The organism is Aeromonas media, assembly GCF_020423125.1.
Lineage (GTDB): Bacteria > Pseudomonadota > Gammaproteobacteria > Enterobacterales > Aeromonadaceae > Aeromonas > Aeromonas media.
This window is the reverse complement of sequence record NZ_CP075564.1, coordinates 4,177,501-4,194,611: the sequence shown is the minus strand read 5'-3', so window position 1 is coordinate 4,194,611 and position 17,111 is coordinate 4,177,501. Positions and strand designations below refer to the sequence as shown.

14 protein-coding genes (1 of these 14 running past the window's edge) are annotated in these 17,111 nt (G+C 56.3%); all 14 read left to right on the top strand.

The window, feature by feature from the left end; genetic code table 11:
* Nucleotide 1: 1 nt before the first annotated feature.
* Nucleotides 2–703 carry a 50S ribosomal protein L1 gene (rplA, locus tag KI797_RS19400; protein ID WP_041206544.1) on the top strand — a complete coding sequence of 234 codons (702 nt, stop codon included), beginning with the start codon at nt 2–4 and terminating at the stop codon, nt 701–703.
* A gap of 257 nt (nt 704–960) precedes the next feature.
* Nucleotides 961–1,461: a 50S ribosomal protein L10 gene (gene rplJ / locus KI797_RS19395; protein ID WP_025328617.1), complete on the top strand. Its 501-nt coding sequence runs from the start codon at nt 961–963 to the stop codon at nt 1,459–1,461.
* A gap of 51 nt (nt 1,462–1,512) precedes the next feature.
* Nucleotides 1,513–1,875 carry a 50S ribosomal protein L7/L12 gene (gene rplL, locus KI797_RS19390; protein ID WP_025328616.1) on the top strand — a complete coding sequence of 121 codons (363 nt, stop codon included), beginning with the start codon at nt 1,513–1,515 and terminating at the stop codon, nt 1,873–1,875.
* 222 nt (nt 1,876–2,097) lie between these two features.
* On the top strand, nt 2,098–6,126 hold the full coding sequence (gene rpoB / locus KI797_RS19385; RefSeq protein ID WP_025328615.1) for a DNA-directed RNA polymerase subunit beta: 4,029 nt from the start codon (nt 2,098–2,100) through the stop codon (nt 6,124–6,126).
* Between the two features lie 90 nt (nt 6,127–6,216).
* Nucleotides 6,217–10,521 (top strand): DNA-directed RNA polymerase subunit beta', encoded by a 4,305-nt coding sequence (gene rpoC, locus KI797_RS19380; RefSeq protein WP_005325063.1) that lies wholly within the window; start codon nt 6,217–6,219, stop codon nt 10,519–10,521.
* A gap of 196 nt (nt 10,522–10,717) precedes the next feature.
* Nucleotides 10,718–11,434, top strand: coding sequence for a helix-turn-helix transcriptional regulator (locus tag KI797_RS19375; RefSeq protein ID WP_025328613.1), 717 nt, complete (start codon nt 10,718–10,720; stop codon nt 11,432–11,434).
* Nucleotides 11,435–11,460: 26 nt separating this feature from the next.
* Nucleotides 11,461–11,841, top strand: a complete 381-nt coding sequence (locus tag KI797_RS19370) for a RidA family protein (RefSeq protein WP_041206542.1) — start codon at nt 11,461–11,463, stop codon at nt 11,839–11,841.
* A gap of 86 nt (nt 11,842–11,927) precedes the next feature.
* On the top strand, nt 11,928–12,320 hold the full coding sequence (gene tusD / locus KI797_RS19365; protein ID WP_042650612.1) for a sulfurtransferase complex subunit TusD: 393 nt from the start codon (nt 11,928–11,930) through the stop codon (nt 12,318–12,320).
* Between the two features lie 9 nt (nt 12,321–12,329).
* Nucleotides 12,330–12,686, top strand: a complete 357-nt coding sequence (gene tusC, locus KI797_RS19360; RefSeq protein ID WP_043133755.1) for a sulfurtransferase complex subunit TusC — start codon at nt 12,330–12,332, stop codon at nt 12,684–12,686.
* 7 nt (nt 12,687–12,693) lie between these two features.
* Nucleotides 12,694–12,972, top strand: a complete 279-nt coding sequence (gene tusB, locus KI797_RS19355; RefSeq protein ID WP_226170690.1) for a sulfurtransferase complex subunit TusB — start codon at nt 12,694–12,696, stop codon at nt 12,970–12,972.
* A gap of 182 nt (nt 12,973–13,154) precedes the next feature.
* Nucleotides 13,155–13,529: a 30S ribosomal protein S12 gene (gene rpsL, locus KI797_RS19350; protein ID WP_005306278.1), complete on the top strand. Its 375-nt coding sequence runs from the start codon at nt 13,155–13,157 to the stop codon at nt 13,527–13,529.
* A 93-nt stretch (nt 13,530–13,622) separates the two neighbouring features.
* A complete protein-coding gene (gene rpsG / locus KI797_RS19345; protein WP_010675949.1) occupies nt 13,623–14,093 on the top strand; it encodes a 30S ribosomal protein S7 in 471 nt (156 codons plus the stop codon).
* A 74-nt stretch (nt 14,094–14,167) separates the two neighbouring features.
* Nucleotides 14,168–16,273, top strand: coding sequence for an elongation factor G (fusA, locus tag KI797_RS19340; protein ID WP_005325033.1), 2,106 nt, complete (start codon nt 14,168–14,170; stop codon nt 16,271–16,273).
* Nucleotides 16,274–16,327: 54 nt separating this feature from the next.
* On the top strand, nt 16,328–17,111 hold the 5' portion of the coding sequence (gene tuf / locus KI797_RS19335) for an elongation factor Tu (RefSeq protein WP_041206539.1). 401 nt of this gene lie beyond the right edge of the window; the window shows 784 of its 1,185 coding nt (coding positions 1–784); its start codon is at nt 16,328–16,330; its stop codon lies off the right edge, out of view.

Genomic DNA, 17,111 nt, shown 5'->3' with positions numbered 1-17,111 from the left:
AATGGCAAAACTTTCCAAGCGTATGCGCGTTATTCGCGAAAAAGTTGACGGTACCAAAGAGTACTCCATCAACGAAGCCATTGCCCTGCTGAAAGAACTGGCTACCGCCAAGTTCGTTGAAAGCGTTGACGTTGCCGTTAACCTGGGTATCGATGCTCGTAAATCTGACCAGAACGTACGTGGTGCTACTGTACTGCCGCACGGTACCGGTCGTGACATCCGTGTCGCCGTATTCACCCAGGGCGCCAACGCCGAAGCCGCCAAGGCTGCCGGTGCTGAGCTGGTTGGTATGGATGACCTGGCCGAGCTGGTCAAGAAAGGCGAGATGAACTTCGACGTCGTTATCGCATCCCCGGATGCCATGCGCGTTGTTGGTCAACTGGGCCAGATCCTGGGCCCTCGCGGCCTGATGCCTAACCCGAAAGTGGGTACCGTTACCCCGAACGTTGCTGAAGCTGTGAAGAATGCTAAAGCCGGTCAGGTTCGTTACCGCAATGACAAGAATGGTATCATCCATACCACTCTGGGTAAGGTTTCTTTCAACGAAGTTCAGCTGAAAGAAAACTTGGAAGCTCTGCTGGTTGCTCTGAAAAAGGGCAAACCCTCTTCCGCCAAAGGCATCTTCATCAAGAAAGTCAGCATCTCCACCACCATGGGTGCCGGTGTTGCCGTAGACCAAGCTTCTTTGGAAGCTCAGGGCTAATTGATGGATTTTACAAGGCGCAAAATTTAATCTATAATTTTGCGCCTTGATTGGTTGGGGGTTTCGACCTCCGTCCAAGACCGCAGGTGGCTGCAAGGCCTTAATCTTTCCTGCGTAGACGGTGCCGGAAACCCAGCGAGAAAGTTTTCTTTCTCTTCTGGAATCCTGCTACCGCATCGTTCCCCTCTGTTGTGAAGGTAGGGGGGATGTGTCAGTACTGAGTCATGAGACTCAGATTCAATCCAGGAGTTAAGCCAATGGCATTGGGACTCGAAGACAAAAAGGCAATTGTTGCTGAAGTCAACGAAGCTGCCAAAGGCGCTCTGTCTGCAGTTGTAGCCGATTCTCGCGGTGTGACTGTTGACAAGATGACCGTCCTGCGTAAATCCGCTCGTGAAGCCGGTGTGTACATGCGCGTTGTGCGTAACACCCTGCTGCGTCGCGCGGTAGAGGGCACCGAATTCGGTTGCCTGAACGACGTATTGACTGGTCCTACCTTGATTGCTTTCTCTAACGAACACCCGGGCGCTGCCGCTCGTCTGTTCAAAGAGTTTGCCAAAGCGAACCAAAAGTTCGAAATCAAGGCTGGCGCTTTTAACGGTGAGTTTATCGCCGCAGCACAAATTGATCGTCTGGCCACGCTGCCGACTTACGACGAAGCAATTGCGAAGTTGATGGCTACCATGAAGGAAGCCTCTGCTGGCAAGCTGGTTCGTACTATCGCTGCTGTTCGCGACCAGAAACAAGCTGCTGCTTGATTCTCGCCTATTTAGGCTGTTTGAGTTTATTCAACATCAGGAATTTTTGTCATGTCTATCACTAAAGACCAAATCATCGAAGCCGTTGCTTCCATGTCCGTAATGGAAGTTGTTGAGCTGATCGAAGCAATGGAAGAGAAGTTCGGTGTTTCTGCCGCTGTTGCTGTAGCTGCCGGTCCGGCCGCTGAAGCAGTAGAAGAGAAGACCGAGTTCGACGTAGTTCTGACTGCTGCTGGCGCCAACAAAGTTGCCGTCATCAAGGCCGTTCGTGCTGCCACCGGCCTGGGCCTGAAAGAAGCCAAGGACCTGGTAGAAGCCGCTCCGACCAACCTGAAAGAAGCCGTCTCCAAAGACGAAGCTGAAGCTCTGAAGAAAGAGCTGGAAGCTGCCGGTGCTTCTGTTGAGATCAAATAATCTGCATTTATGTAGATTAGCCTGATAAAACAGGCTAGGGCTGGTGAATGTTTGTTCACCAGCCTTTTTGCGCTGTAGACTGAGAGCATTTCACACCGTTTACGACTCTCGGTGCACCAGCAATCCGGACCGCCTCATCGTCCGGGCCAACACAAAACGGTGTTGAGACAGAGCTGTCCCGCGGGACAGAGTGGGTCACTTATCAGCGAGCTGAGGAACCCTATGGTTTACTCTTATACCGAAAAAAAACGCATTCGTAAGGACTTCGGTAAGCGAGACCAGGTACTGGACACGCCTTATCTGTTGTCCATTCAGCTGGACTCCTTCAAGCAGTTCATCGAGGCTGACCCGGAAGGTGAATATGGCCTAGAGGCCGCTTTCCGTAGCGTTTTCCCGATCACCAGTTACTCCGGTAGTGCTGAGCTTCAGTATGTCAGCTATCGCCTGGGTGAGCCGGTATTTGACGTAAAAGAATGCCAGATCCGTGGAGTGACCTACTCCGCGCCGCTGCGTGTCAAGCTTCGTATGGTTCTGTACGACCGTGAAGCAGCTGCCGGCACCGTCAAAGATATCAAGGAACAAGAAGTTTACATGGGCGAAATTCCGCTCATGACCGAGAACGGCACCTTTGTCATCAATGGTACCGAACGGGTTATCGTCTCCCAGCTGCACCGCAGCCCGGGCGTCTTCTTCGACCACGATAAAGGCAAAACACATTCATCCGGTAAGGTACTGTATAACGCCCGCGTTATCCCCTACCGTGGCTCCTGGCTGGACTTCGAGTTCGATGCGAAAGACAACCTGTTTGTCCGTATCGACCGTCGTCGTAAACTGCCGGCCTCCATTATTCTGCGCGCCCTGGACTTCAGTTCCGAAGAAATCCTGGCCACCTTCTTCGAGACCATTGGTTTCGAGGTCAAAGATGGCAAGTTGATGATGGATCTGGTGCCCGAGCGCCTGCGTGGTGAGACTGCGACCTTCGACATCATTGCCAATGGCGCCGTGGTGGTTGAGACCGGTCGTCGTGTCACTGCCCGTCATATCCGTCAGTTGGAAAAAGACGCCATCACCCAGATCGAGGTACCGGTAGAGTATGTTGTTGGCAAAGTTGCAGCCAAGAACTACGCGCACCCGCAAACTGGTGAAATGGTCGTGACTGCCAACCAGGCTCTGAGCTTGGAAGCGGTAGCCAATCTGTCCCAAGCCGGCTTCAAGCACTTCGAGGTTCTGTTCACCAACGAACTGGACCACGGTGCCTACATGTCCGAGACCCTGCGCATCGACTCCAGCTCCAGCCGCCTGGAAGCTCTGGTCGAGATCTACCGCATGATGCGTCCGGGCGAGCCGCCCACTCGCGAAGCGGCCGAGCAGCTGTTCGAGAACCTGTTCTTCTCTTCCGAGCGTTACGACCTGTCTACCGTGGGTCGGATGAAGTTCAACCGCCGTCTGGGTCGTGAAGACGAGACCGGCGTTGGCGTGCTGACCAAAGACGACATCGTCGAAGTAATGAAGCGCCTGATCGACATCCGTAACGGTAATGACGAGGTGGATGATATCGACCACCTGGGTAACCGTCGTATCCGTTCTGTCGGTGAAATGGCAGAAAACCAGTTCCGCGTCGGTCTGGTGCGTGTCGAGCGTGCGGTCAAGGAGCGTCTCTCCCTGGGCGACCTGGACACCCTGATGCCGCAGGATCTGATCAACGCCAAGCCGATCTCCGCCGCGGTCAAAGAGTTCTTCGGTTCCAGCCAGCTGTCCCAGTTCATGGACCAGAACAACCCGCTGTCCGAAGTGACCCACAAGCGTCGTATTTCCGCGCTGGGCCCGGGCGGTCTGACCCGTGAGCGTGCCGGCTTCGAAGTTCGAGATGTACACCCGACTCACTACGGTCGTCTGTGCCCCATCGAGACTCCGGAAGGTCCGAACATCGGTCTGATCAACTCGCTGTCCGTGTATTCCCGCACCAACGAGTACGGTTTCCTCGAGACCCCGTACCGCAAGGTCATCGACGGTGTGATCACCGACGAAGTGGACTACCTGTCAGCCATTGAAGAAGGCAAGTACGTGATCGCACAGGCCAACGCCGCGACCACCGAAGATGGCCGTCTGAAAGACGAGTTGATCCCGTGCCGTCATAAGGGTGAATCCACCTTTATGAACGCCGACCAGATCCAGTACATGGACGTGAGCCCGCAACAGATCGTATCTGTGGCAGCGGCCCTGATCCCGTTCCTGGAACACGATGATGCTAACCGAGCCCTGATGGGTTCGAACATGCAACGTCAGGCCGTACCGACTCTGCGTGCCGACAAGCCGCTGGTAGGTACTGGTATGGAACGCGCCGTGGCCGTTGACTCCGGTGTTACCGTAGTGGCCAAGCGTGGCGGCATGATCGACTACGTCGACGCCTCCCGTATCGTTATCAAGGTCAATGAAGATGAGCTGCTGCCTGGCGAAGCCGGCATCGACATCTACAGCCTGACCAAGTACACCCGTTCTAACCAGAACACCTGTATCAACCAGCGTCCTTGCGTGATGTTGGGTGAGCCGGTGATGGCGGGCGACGTGCTGGCTGACGGTCCGTCTACCGACTTGGGCGAACTGGCGCTGGGCCAAAACCTGCGCGTCGCGTTCATGCCGTGGAACGGTTACAACTTCGAAGACTCGATCCTGGTGAATGAGCGCGTGGTACAGGAAGATCGCCTGACCACCATCCACATCCAGGAACTGGCCTGTATCTCCCGTGACACCAAGCTGGGTCCGGAAGAGATCACTGCCGACATCCCGAACGTGGGTGAAGCCGCTTTGTCCAAGCTGGACGAGTCCGGTATCGTCTACGTGGGTGCCGAAGTGAAGGGCGGCGACATTCTGGTCGGCAAGGTAACACCCAAGGGTGAAACCCAGCTGACGCCGGAAGAGAAGCTGCTGCGCGCCATCTTCGGTGAGAAGGCCTCCGATGTGAAGGACTCCTCCCTGCGTGTGCCGAACGGTGTGTACGGTACCGTGGTTGACGTGCAAGTCTTTACCCGCGATGGCGTGGAGAAAGACAAGCGCGCCAAAGAAATCGAAGAGATGCAGTTGAAGGAAGCGAAGAAGGACTTGACCGAAGAGTTCAAGATCCTGGAAGACGGCATCTTCGGCCGCTCCCGCAACCTGCTGCTGGCCGCCGGTTACAGCGAAGATCGTCTGAACAAGCTGGATCGTTCCAAGTGGTTTGAATTGGCCATCGAAGATGAAGCCAAGCAGATCGAGCTGGAGCAGATCGCCGAACAGCACATCGAGCTGAAAGCCGACTTCGACAAGAAGTTCGAGAACAAACGTCGCAAGATTATCCAGGGTGATGATCTGGCGCCGGGCGTACTGAAAATCGTCAAGGTTTACCTGGCAGTCAAGCGTCGCATCCAACCGGGTGACAAGATGGCGGGCCGTCACGGTAACAAGGGTGTTATCTCCAAGATCTGTCCGGTCGAGGACATGCCCCATGACGAGTTCGGCCGTCCGGTCGACATCGTACTGAACCCGTTGGGCGTACCGTCCCGTATGAACATCGGTCAGATCCTCGAAGTGCACCTGGGCCTCGCGGCCAAGGGTATCGGCGAGAAGATCGACCGCATGATCAAGGATCAGCGCGAGCTGCACGAGATGCGTGACTTCCTGCAACAGGTCTACGACCTGGGCGAGAAAGACACCCAGCAAGTGAACATCGCCGAGCTGTCTGATGACGACGTACGTACCCTTGCGGGTAACCTGCGTAAGGGTCTGCCGGTTGCTACACCTGTCTTTGATGGTGCCAAAGAGCGCGAAATCAAGGCCTTGCTGAAGCTGGCCGATCTGCCGGAATCCGGTCAGATCTCCCTGTTCGACGGTCGTACCGGCAACGCCTTCGAGCGCAAGGTCACCGTGGGTTACATGTACATGCTGAAGCTGAACCACTTGGTAGACGACAAGATGCACGCGCGTTCTACCGGCTCCTACAGCCTGGTTACCCAGCAGCCGCTGGGTGGTAAGGCACAGTTCGGTGGTCAGCGGTTCGGTGAGATGGAAGTGTGGGCCCTGGAGGCTTACGGTGCGGCATATACCCTGCAGGAAATGCTGACCGTCAAGTCTGACGATGTGAATGGCCGTACCAAGATGTACAAGAACATCGTGGATGGCGACCACCGTATGGAGCCGGGCATGCCCGAATCCTTCAACGTACTGTTGAAGGAAATCCGCTCTCTGGGTATCAACATCGAGCTGGACGAAGAGTAAGAGCTCGCTCTTATTGTTCGAGAATTGACGTGGGCGCCCTGCTGCTTTGGCTGCAGGGCGCCGAGGTTAGACTCCTGACAGGGGAAACACGTGAAAGACTTACTCAAGTTTTTGAAGGCTCAGACCAAGACCGAAGAGTTTGACAGTATCAAGATCGGTCTGGCCTCTCCTGACATGATCCGCTCCTGGTCATTCGGTGAGGTCAAAAAGCCTGAGACCATCAACTACCGGACTTTCAAGCCGGAACGTGATGGTCTGTTCTGCGCCCGTATCTTCGGACCGGTGAAGGACTACGAGTGTCTGTGCGGCAAGTACAAGCGCCTGAAACACCGTGGTGTGATCTGCGAGAAGTGCGGCGTAGAAGTGACCCAGACCAAGGTCCGTCGCGAGCGCATGGGCCACATCGAGCTGGCCAGCCCGACTGCCCACATCTGGTTCCTGAAGTCCCTGCCGTCCCGTATCGGTCTGCTGCTGGACATGACCCTGCGTGACATCGAGCGCGTGCTGTATTTCGAATCCTATGTGGTTATCGAACCCGGCATGACCAACCTCGAGCGCAGCCAGATGCTGTCCGAAGAGAACTATCTGGACGCTCTGGAAGAGTGGGGCGACGAATTTGACGCCAAGATGGGTGCCGAAGCGATCCTTGCATTGCTGCGTGCCATCGATCTGGAAGGTGAAGTCAAGACCATGCGCGAGGAGCTGGATCAAACCAACTCCGAGACCAAGCGCAAGAAGACCACCAAGCGTCTGAAGCTGATGGAAGCCTTCCTGCAGTCCGGCAACAAGCCGGAGTGGATGATCATGACAGTGCTGCCTGTGCTACCGCCGGACCTGCGTCCGCTGGTACCGCTGGACGGCGGTCGTTTCGCGACTTCCGATCTGAACGATCTGTACCGTCGCGTGATCAACCGTAACAACCGCCTGAAGCGTCTGCTGGATCTGGCGGCTCCGGACATCATCGTGCGCAACGAAAAACGCATGCTGCAAGAGTCCGTGGATGCCCTGCTGGATAACGGCCGTCGTGGTCGTGCCATCACTGGCTCCAACAAGCGCCCGCTGAAATCCCTGGCCGACATGATCAAGGGTAAGCAAGGTCGTTTCCGTCAGAACTTGCTGGGTAAACGTGTCGACTACTCCGGTCGTTCCGTTATCACCGTAGGCCCGACGCTGCGTCTGCATCAGTGCGGTTTGCCGAAGAAGATGGCGCTGGAACTGTTCAAGCCCTTCATCTATGGCAAGCTGGAATCCCGTGGTCTGGCGACCACCATCAAGGCCGCCAAGAAGATGGTGGAGCGCGAAGAAGCCGTCGTTTGGGACATCCTGGACGAAGTGATCCGCGAACACCCGGTCCTGCTGAACCGTGCACCGACCCTGCACCGTCTGGGTATCCAGGCGTTTGAACCGACCCTGATCGAAGGCAAGGCCATCCAGCTGCACCCGCTCGTTTGTGCCGCCTATAACGCGGACTTCGATGGTGACCAGATGGCGGTCCACGTACCGCTGACCCTGGAAGCCCAGCTGGAAGCGCGCGCCCTGATGATGTCTACCAACAACATCCTGTCGCCTGCCTCCGGTGAGCCGATCATCGTTCCTTCCCAGGACGTGGTCTTGGGTCTGTACTACATGACCCGTGCCCGTATCAACGCCAAGGGCGAAGGTATGGTGCTGGCCGGTCCGAAAGAAGCCGAGAAGGTCTATCGTGCCGGTCTGGCCGATCTGCATGCTCGTGTGAAAGTGCGCATTACCGAATACCTGCGTCAGGAAGACGGTTCCCTGCTGCCGCACACCGAGATGAAGAACACCACCGTTGGTCGTGCGATCCTGAGCCTGATCCTGCCGAAAGGCATGGAATACGCGCTGATCGACGAACCCAAGGTGCTGACTGCCGCCGAGCAGGCCGATCTGGATGCCAATCCGCAGAACTGGATCAAATCCGTATCCAACAAGGCGCTGGGCAAAAAGCTCATCTCCCGTCTGCTGAACACCTGCTATCGCAAGCAGGGCCTGAAGGACACCGTCATCTTCGCTGACCAGCTGATGTATACCGGTTTCCATTACGCGGCCCTGTCTGGTGCTTCCGTTGGTATCGATGACATGGTCATCCCGGATGCCAAGAAAGACATCATTGCGGCAGCCGAAGCCGAAGTTGCCGAGATCCAGGACCAGTTCCTGTCCGGTTTGGTGACCGCTGGCGAACGCTATAACAAGGTTATCGATATCTGGGCCAGCGCGAACGATCGCGTCTCCAAGGCCATGATGGATAACCTCTCCAAGGAGCGGAACGTCAACTCCCTGGGTGAAGAAGAAGAGCAGGCCTCCTTCAACAGCATCTTCATGATGGCCGACTCTGGTGCGCGGGGCTCCGCCGCTCAGATCCGTCAGCTGGCCGGTATGCGTGGCCTGATGGCCAAGCCGGATGGTTCCATCATCGAAACGCCGATCGTGGCGAACTTCCGTGAAGGTCTGAACGTACTGCAGTACTTCATCTCCACTCACGGTGCTCGTAAGGGGCTGGCGGATACCGCACTGAAGACAGCTAACTCCGGTTACCTGACTCGTCGTCTGGTTGATGTGGCTCAGGACATGGTGATCACCGAGGACGATTGCGGTACGACCGAAGGTCTGTGGATGACTCCGCTGATCGAAGGTGGTGACGTGGTCGAGCCGCTGCGTGAGCGCGTGCTGGGTCGTGTGGTCGCCGAAGACGTGATCAAGCCGGGTACTGAAAGCGAGATCCTGGTCGCGCGCAATACTCTGCTCGACGAGTATCTGTGTGACCTGCTGGAGCGTAACTCCGTCGACCGCGTGAAGGTACGTTCTGCCATCACCTGTGAGACCGACTTCGGTAACTGTGCTCACTGCTACGGCCGTGATCTGGCCCGTGGTCACCTGGTGAACAAGGGTGAGGCTGTCGGTGTTATCGCCGCCCAGTCCATCGGTGAGCCGGGTACCCAGCTGACGATGCGTACCTTCCACATCGGTGGTGCCGCATCCCGAGCTGCTGCCGAGAGCAGCATCCAGGTCAAGAACACCGGTAGCATCAAGCTGCAGAACGCCAAGTTTGTTACCAACAGTGCCGACAAGCTGGTTATCACCTCCCGTTCTACCGAACTGACCATCATGGACGAGATGGGCCGTACCAAGGAAAGCCACAAGCTGCCTTACGGTTCCGTGCTGGAAGTGAAAGATGGCCAGGCCGTGAGTGCCGGTGATACCGTCGCCAACTGGGATCCGCACACCCACCCGATCATCACCGAAGTAGCAGGTCGCCTGGACTTCGAACACATGATCGACGGTGTGACCATCACTCGTCAGACCGACGAGCTGACCGGTCTCTCCTCTATCGTCGTGCTGGATGTCAATGAACGTCCGAGCGCCGGTAAAGAGATGCGTCCGACCGTGAAGCTGGTCGACCAGAACGGCAAGGATGTCATGATCCCGGGTACCGATGTTGCCGCCCAGTACTTCCTGCCGGGCAAGGCGATCGTGAACCTGGAGGATGGTGCCAACGTGGGCGTGGGTGACGCGGTCGCGCGTATCCCGCAAGAGTCCAGCGGTACCAAGGACATCACCGGTGGTCTGCCGCGCGTTGCGGATCTGTTCGAAGCACGTCAACCGAAGGAACCGGCTATCCTGGCCGAGATCTCCGGTACCATCTCCTTCGGGAAAGAGACCAAGGGCAAACGCCGTCTGGTCATCACCCCGACCGACGGTGGCGACATCTACGAAGAGATGATTCCGAAGTGGCGTCACCTGAACGTGTTCGAAGGTGAAAAAGTTGAGAAGGGTGAAGTACTGGCAGATGGTCCTGAGTCTGCTCACGACATCCTGCGTCTGCGCGGTATCAGCCCGGTCGCCAACTACATCGCCAACGAAGTGCAGGACGTTTACCGTCTGCAAGGCGTTAAGATCAACGACAAGCACATCGAAGTCATCGTTCGTCAGATGCTGCGTAAGTGCGAGATCCTGAGCGCTGGCGACACCGATCTGATCGAAGGCGAGCAGGTTGAAGTGGCTCGCGTGAAGATTGCCAACCGTAAGCTGGTTGCCGAGGGTAAGACTCCGGCCACCTTCCGTCATATCCTGATGGGTATTACCAAGGCATCTCTGAGCACCGAGTCCTTCATCTCCGCGGCTTCCTTCCAGGAAACCACTCGTGTTCTGACCGAAGCGGCCGTTGGCGGCAAGCGTGATGAATTGCGTGGCCTGAAAGAGAACGTAATCGTGGGCCGCCTGATCCCGGCTGGTACCGGCTTTGCCTACCACCATGCCCGGATCAACCAGCGTGCCGCCGCAGCCCGTGCTGTCGGTGTGCCGCAGGTGACTGCCGATGAGGCTCAGCAAAATCTGGCGGATCTGCTCAACGCAGCCGGCAGTTTTGACGAAGAGTAATCTTCAGCTGCAGTGATTAAAAAGGGCTCCTTCAAGGGGCCCTTTTTGTTGCCTGACCACCAGTAGAGCGCTGCACCGGGCTGGGGCAGGGGATGATCCAGTGCAAGGTTATAGAGCAAAAAATCAAAAAAAGTTGACATTGATCCCCCGCAATTGAAAACTCGGGAAAGTTGAATGGTTATTACAGGGGTAGAACATGGCTGTCGGTATCGAGGAAGTACTGCTTCCCGAAGAGCAACTGAGCGGTCGCGCTTTTACAGACGAAGACAGGGAATTGTTGCGTTCATATGAGGGCCTCATTGAGGGCCTGGCCGATCTGTTCGGCAAGCACTGCGAAGTGGTGCTGCATTCCCTGGAAAATCTGCATGAGTCAGTGATCAAGATAGCGAACGGATTCAACACGGGGCGGACTCTGGGAGCACCGATCACCGATCTGGCCCTGCGCATGCTCAAGGACATAGAGAGTACGGGTCAGGATCACACCCAGAGCTACTTTGCCCGCAGCCGGACCGGTGCGCTCATGAAGTCGAGCACCATCGCCATCCGCAACCGCGACAAGCAGGTGATAGGTCTTATCTGCATCAACCTGCACATCAATGCGCCTTTCCATGAGTTCGTGGCCGAATTCTTCCCGACGCCCCAGCAAGTGGAGCGTCAATCGCCGGAGACCTTCGCCAACAGCGTAGAGGAGCTGGTTGCCCAGACGGTGGACAACACCATCGACGAGATCAACCGCGATCCCTCCGTGGCCAACAACGCCAAGAATCGTTTTATCGTGACCCAGTTGTTCGAGAAGGGCATATTTGATATCAAGGACTCGATCAACTTGGTCGCCGACAAGCTGAATATTTCCAAACATACCGTGTATCTCTACATCCGACAGCGCAAGCAGGGTGAAGAAGAGAGCGAGTAAGCGCCATAGATAGGGGATAGATAACAATGGCTAAAGAAGTGATTGCAACCGACAAGGCGCCTGCCGCAATTGGTCCTTATGTGCAGGCTACCAAGCTGGGTGATCTGGTGTTCACCTCCGGGCAAATCCCGCTCGATCCGGCCACCATGGACATAGTTGCCGGTGGCATAGAAGCGCAGGCCGAGCAGGTGATGAAGAACCTGGTTGCAGTATTGAAGGCGGCGGGTGCCGATACCAGCAAGGTGTTGAAGACCACCTGTTTCCTGAGCGACATGAACAACTTCGTGGCCTTCAACCAGGTCTATGCTCGCTACTTCGGTGACGCTGCGCCGGCGCGCTCCTGCGTGGAAGTGGCTCGCCTGCCGAAAGATGTGCTGGTCGAAGTCGAAGCCATTGCTTACGTCTGAGCCACCGTCAGCGAAAAAGCCCCTCCCAGGAGGGGCTTTTTCGTCTTTGAGGTAGAATGGATGCATATCTGTGCAGGAGACCGGACATGAGTCTGAATTTTGCCCTGCTGGTCACCGGGCCCGCCTATGGCACCCAGACGGCCAGCACCGCCTATCGCTTCGCCCTGAGCCTCATCGAGCAGGGGCATCAGCTGTCCCATTTGTTCTTCTATCAGGATGGGGTCCATAACGGCAATGGCCTGCATGCCCCGGCCAGCGATGAGACCGACCTGGTGGCGCTGTGGCGCGATCTGGCCCTGGCACAGGGCATCGCCATCGATGTGTGTGTCGCCGCCGCCATGCGCCGCGGGGTGCTCGATGAAGCCGAGGCCAAGGGGGTCGGCAAGACCCAGTTCAATCTGCAGGCCCCGTTTCGCTTAAGCGGGCTGGGTCAGCTGGCGGAGGCCAGCCTGACCGCCGACCGCTTCGTCCAGTTCTAGGGGGATGGAATGACCAAGATAGCCTTTATCTGCCGCCGTGGCCCCCACGGTACGGCGAGTGGACGAGAGGGCCTGGATGCCTTGCTGGCCACCTCTGCGTTGACGGAATCCCTGGCGCTGTTCCTCATCGGTGACGGCGTGCTGCAACTGCTCAGGGAGCAGTCGCCACAGGGGATATTGCAGCGCCACTACGCCCCGACCTTCAAGATGTTGGAACTGTACGATATCGAGGAGGTCTATGTCTGTGCGGCGTCGCTGGCCGAACGTGGTCTGACGGCTGAGGATCTGCTGATCCCCGTGACGGTGGCGAGTCCGACCGAGATCCGCCGCCAGTGGGATAACTTCACCACCCACATCAGCTTTTGAGGTACCCATGATACAGCTTGTATTGAGCTCGCCTTTCCTCAGCCAGGACCTCGAGCAGGTGTTGCGTTATCGCCAGGACGCGGATCTGCTGGTGCTGATGCAGGACGCCGTAGTGGCGACGACGGCTCCGCAGTGGTGCGAGCGATTGAGCGGGATTCCGCTCTATGTGATGGGGGAAGACCTGAAGGCGAGGGGCTTGTCCCCCAGGATCGGGATGGCACTCGACATGGCCGGCCTGATCAAGCTGATCGCCGAGCATGGATCACCACAGACCTGGGCCGGCTAAATTTGATTTTTATCAGCTATCTCAGGCGATTATCACAATAGTGGCGGAATGTCATTTGCCCTTTTGGCGCACGAATTGTATAAATCTTGACTCCCTAGACAACAGGGCATAAAATTTCGCGTCCCCGTATCTGCGGGGAGGATTTTTCACACGTTTATGAAGTCATTATCAGGAGCCTTTTGATGGCAACTATTAACCAGTTGGTTCGCAAGCCACGCATCAAGCTCGTTGTGAAAAGCAACGTGCCGGCGCTGGAAGCGTGCCCTCAGAAGCGTGGCGTATGCACCCGTGTATACACCACCACCCCCAAGAAGCCTAACTCTGCACTGCGTAAAGTGTGCCGTGTACGTCTGACCAACGGCTTCGAAGTCACCTCCTACATCGGTGGTGAAGGTCACAACCTGCAGGAGCACTCCGTTGTTCTGATCCGTGGCGGTCGTGTCAAGGATTTGCCAGGTGTTCGTTATCACACCGTTCGTGGTGCGTTGGACTGTGCCGGTGTTAAAGACCGTAAGCAGGCTCGCTCCAAGTATGGCGTGAAGCGTCCGAAAGCTTAATGGTTCTCCGTTAAGTAAGGCCAAACGTTAATTCGTTTCTAGTTAGATAACTTTCTAGTTTTGGGTAACCCCTGAAGTTACGGAGAATTTGAAATGCCAAGACGTCGTGTTGTTGGTCAGCGTAAAATCCTGCCGGATCCCAAGTTCGGATCAGAGCTGCTGGCTAAATTTGTCAACGTAGTAATGGTTGACGGTAAGAAATCTGTTGCAGAAGCCATCGTTTATGGCGCCCTGGACATCATTGCCACCAAATCTGGCAAAGAGCACTTGGCCCTGTTCGAAGTCGCTCTGGACAACATTCGTCCGGCGGTCGAGGTTAAATCTCGTCGCGTCGGTGGTGCAACCTATCAGGTACCGGTAGAAGTTCGCCCGGTTCGTCGCAATGCCCTGGCAATGCGCTGGTTGGTTGATGCCGCTCGTAAACGTGGTGAAAAATCAATGGCTCAGCGTTTGGCTGGCGAGCTGCTGGATGCCGCTGACAATAAGGGTTCGTCTGTCAAGAAACGTGAAGACGTTCACCGTATGGCTGAAGCGAACAAGGCTTTCGCTCACTTCCGCTGGTAATCCGCCTGCGCAGGGCCTTCAGGCTCTGCGCACCTTCAGTTATCTAGGGGTACGCTCCTAGTAAGAGGATGACAATGGCTCGTACAACCCCCATTGAGCGTTATCGTAACATCGGTATCTCCGCTCACATCGACGCCGGTAAGACTACTACTACCGAGCGCGTTCTGTTTTACACCGGTGTAAGTCACAAGATCGGTGAAGTTCACGATGGCGCCGCCACCATGGACTGGATGGAACAGGAACAAGAGCGTGGTATCACCATCACCTCCGCCGCGACCACCGCTTTCTGGTCCGGTATGGGTAAACAGTTCCAACCGCACCGTATCAACATCATCGATACCCCGGGCCACGTTGACTTTACTATCGAAGTAGAGCGTTCAATGCGTGTTCTGGACGGCGCCGTGATGGTGTACTGTGCCGTAGGTGGCGTACAGCCACAGTCTGAAACCGTATGGCGTCAGGCTAACAAGTACAAGGTTCCCCGTATCGCGTTCGTCAACAAGATGGACCGTACCGGCGCCAACTATCTGCGCTGCGTTGAGCACATCAAGACCCGTCTGAAAGGCGTGCCGGTTCCCCTGCAACTGAACATCGGTGCAGAAGAGAACTTCAAGGGCGTTATCGACCTGGTCAAGATGAAAGCCATCAACTGGAGCGAAGCTGACCAGGGTGTGTCTTTCGATTACGAAGACGTCCCGGCCGAGCTGCTGGAACAAGCGCAAGAAATGCGCATGAACCTGGTTGAAGCCGCTGCTGAAGCGTCTGAAGATCTGATGGAAAAATACCTGGGTGGTGAAGAACTGACCGAAGAAGAGATCAAGAAAGCTCTTCGTCAGCGTGTTCTGAACAACGAAATCATCTTGGTTACCTGTGGCTCTGCGTTCAAGAACAAGGGCGTACAGGCCATGCTGGATGCCGTGGTTGACTATCTGCCGGCTCCGACCGACGTAGCAGCCATCGACGGTCTGAAGCTGGATGGCGAGACCAAGGACGAGCGTCACGCTTCCGATGACGAGCCGTTCTCTGCTCTGGCATTCAAGATTGCTACCGACCCGTTCGTAGGCAACCTGACCTTCTTCCGCGTTTACTCCGGTGTGGTTAACTCCGGTGACTCCGTACTGAACTCTGTCAAAGAGAAGCGCGAGCGTTTTGGCCGTATCGTTCAGATGCACGCCAACAAGCGTGAAGAGATCAAAGAAGTTCGCGCAGGCGACATCGCCGCTGCCATCGGTCTGAAAGACGTGACCACTGGTGACACCCTGTGTGACGAAAAAGCGCCGATCATCCTCGAGCGTATGGAATTCCCGGAGCCGGTAATCTCCATCGCGGTTGAGCCGAAAACCAAGGCTGACCAAGAGAAGATGGGTCTGGCACTCGGCCGTCTGGCGCAGGAAGATCCGTCTTTCCGCGTATGGACTGACGAAGAATCTGGCCAAACCATCATCGCCGGTATGGGTGAGCTGCACCTGGACATCATCGTTGACCGTATGCGTCGCGAGTTCAAGGTTGAAGCCAACGTAGGTAAGCCGCAGGTTGCCTACCGTGAAACCATCCGCAATACCGTCAAGGACATCGAAGGCAAGCATGCCAAGCAGTCCGGTGGTCGTGGTCAGTACGGTCATGTTGTGATCGACATGTACCCGCTGGAAGAAGGCAAAGCCTACGAGTTCGTTAACGACATCAAGGGCGGCGTCATTCCTGGTGAGTTCATCCCGGGTGTTGACAAGGGTATCCGTGAGCAGCTGAAGTCCGGCCCGCTGGCAGGCTATCCGGTCATGGATCTGGGTGTGCGTCTGCACTTCGGTTCCTACCACGATGTCGACTCCTCCGAACTGGCGTTCAAAATCGCTGCTTCCATGGCCTTTAAGGCTGGCTTCATGAAAGCCAACCCGGTTCTGCTCGAACCGATCATGAAAGTAGAAGTTGAGACTCCGGAAGATTACATGGGCGACGTCATCGGTGATCTGAACCGTCGTCGTGGCCTGATCGAAGGTATGGAAGACGGCCCGTCCGGCAAGATCGTTCGTGCTCTCGTGCCGCTGGCCGAGATGTTCGGTTATGCGACTGCCCTGCGTTCCGCTACCCAGGGTCGCGCTTCCTATGCCATGGAATTCGCCAAGTATCACGATGCCCCGACTAACGTCGCCCAGGCTGTGATCGAAGAGCGCAAATCCAAGTAATTTATGATTCCCCGCCTACGACGGTAGGCGGGTTTAACCTAGAAGGACTACGTCGTGTCTAAAGAAAAATTTGAGCGTAATAAACCGCACGTAAACGTCGGCACCATCGGCCACGTTGACCACGGTAAAACCACCCTGACCGCCGCCATCACCAACGTGCTGGCCAAGCACTTCGGTGGTAAAGCTTTCGCCTTCGACCAGATCGACAAGGCGCCGGAAGAGCGTGAGCGTGGTATCACCATCAACACCTCCCACGTAGAATACGACACTGCTACCCGCCACTACGCCCACGTAGATTGCCCGGGTCACGCCGACTACGTTAAGAACATGATCACCGGTGCTGCCCAGATGGACGGCGCGATCCTGGTAGTAGCCGCGACTGACGGCCCGATGCCGCAAACTCGTGAGCACATCCTGCTGGGTCGCCAGGTTGGTATCCCGTACATGATCGTGTTCATGAACAAGTGCGACATGGTAGACGACGAAGAGCTGCTCGAACTGGTCGAGATGGAAGTTCGTGAACTGCTGACCGAGTACGACTTCCCGGGTGATGACCTGCCGGTAGTACGTGGTTCCGCGCTGAAAGCGCTGGAAGGCGACGCTGCATGGGAAGAGAAGATCATTGAGCTGGCTCACCACCTGGATACCTACATCCCGGAGCCGGAGCGTGCCATTGACCTGCCGTTCCTGATGCCTATCGAAGACGTCTTCTCCATCGCTGGCCGTGGTACCGTAGTAACCGGTCGTGTAGAGCGCGGTATCGTTAAAGTTGGCGAGACCGTTGAAATCGTCGGTATCAAAGACACCGTTTCTACCACCTGTACCGGTGTTGAAATGT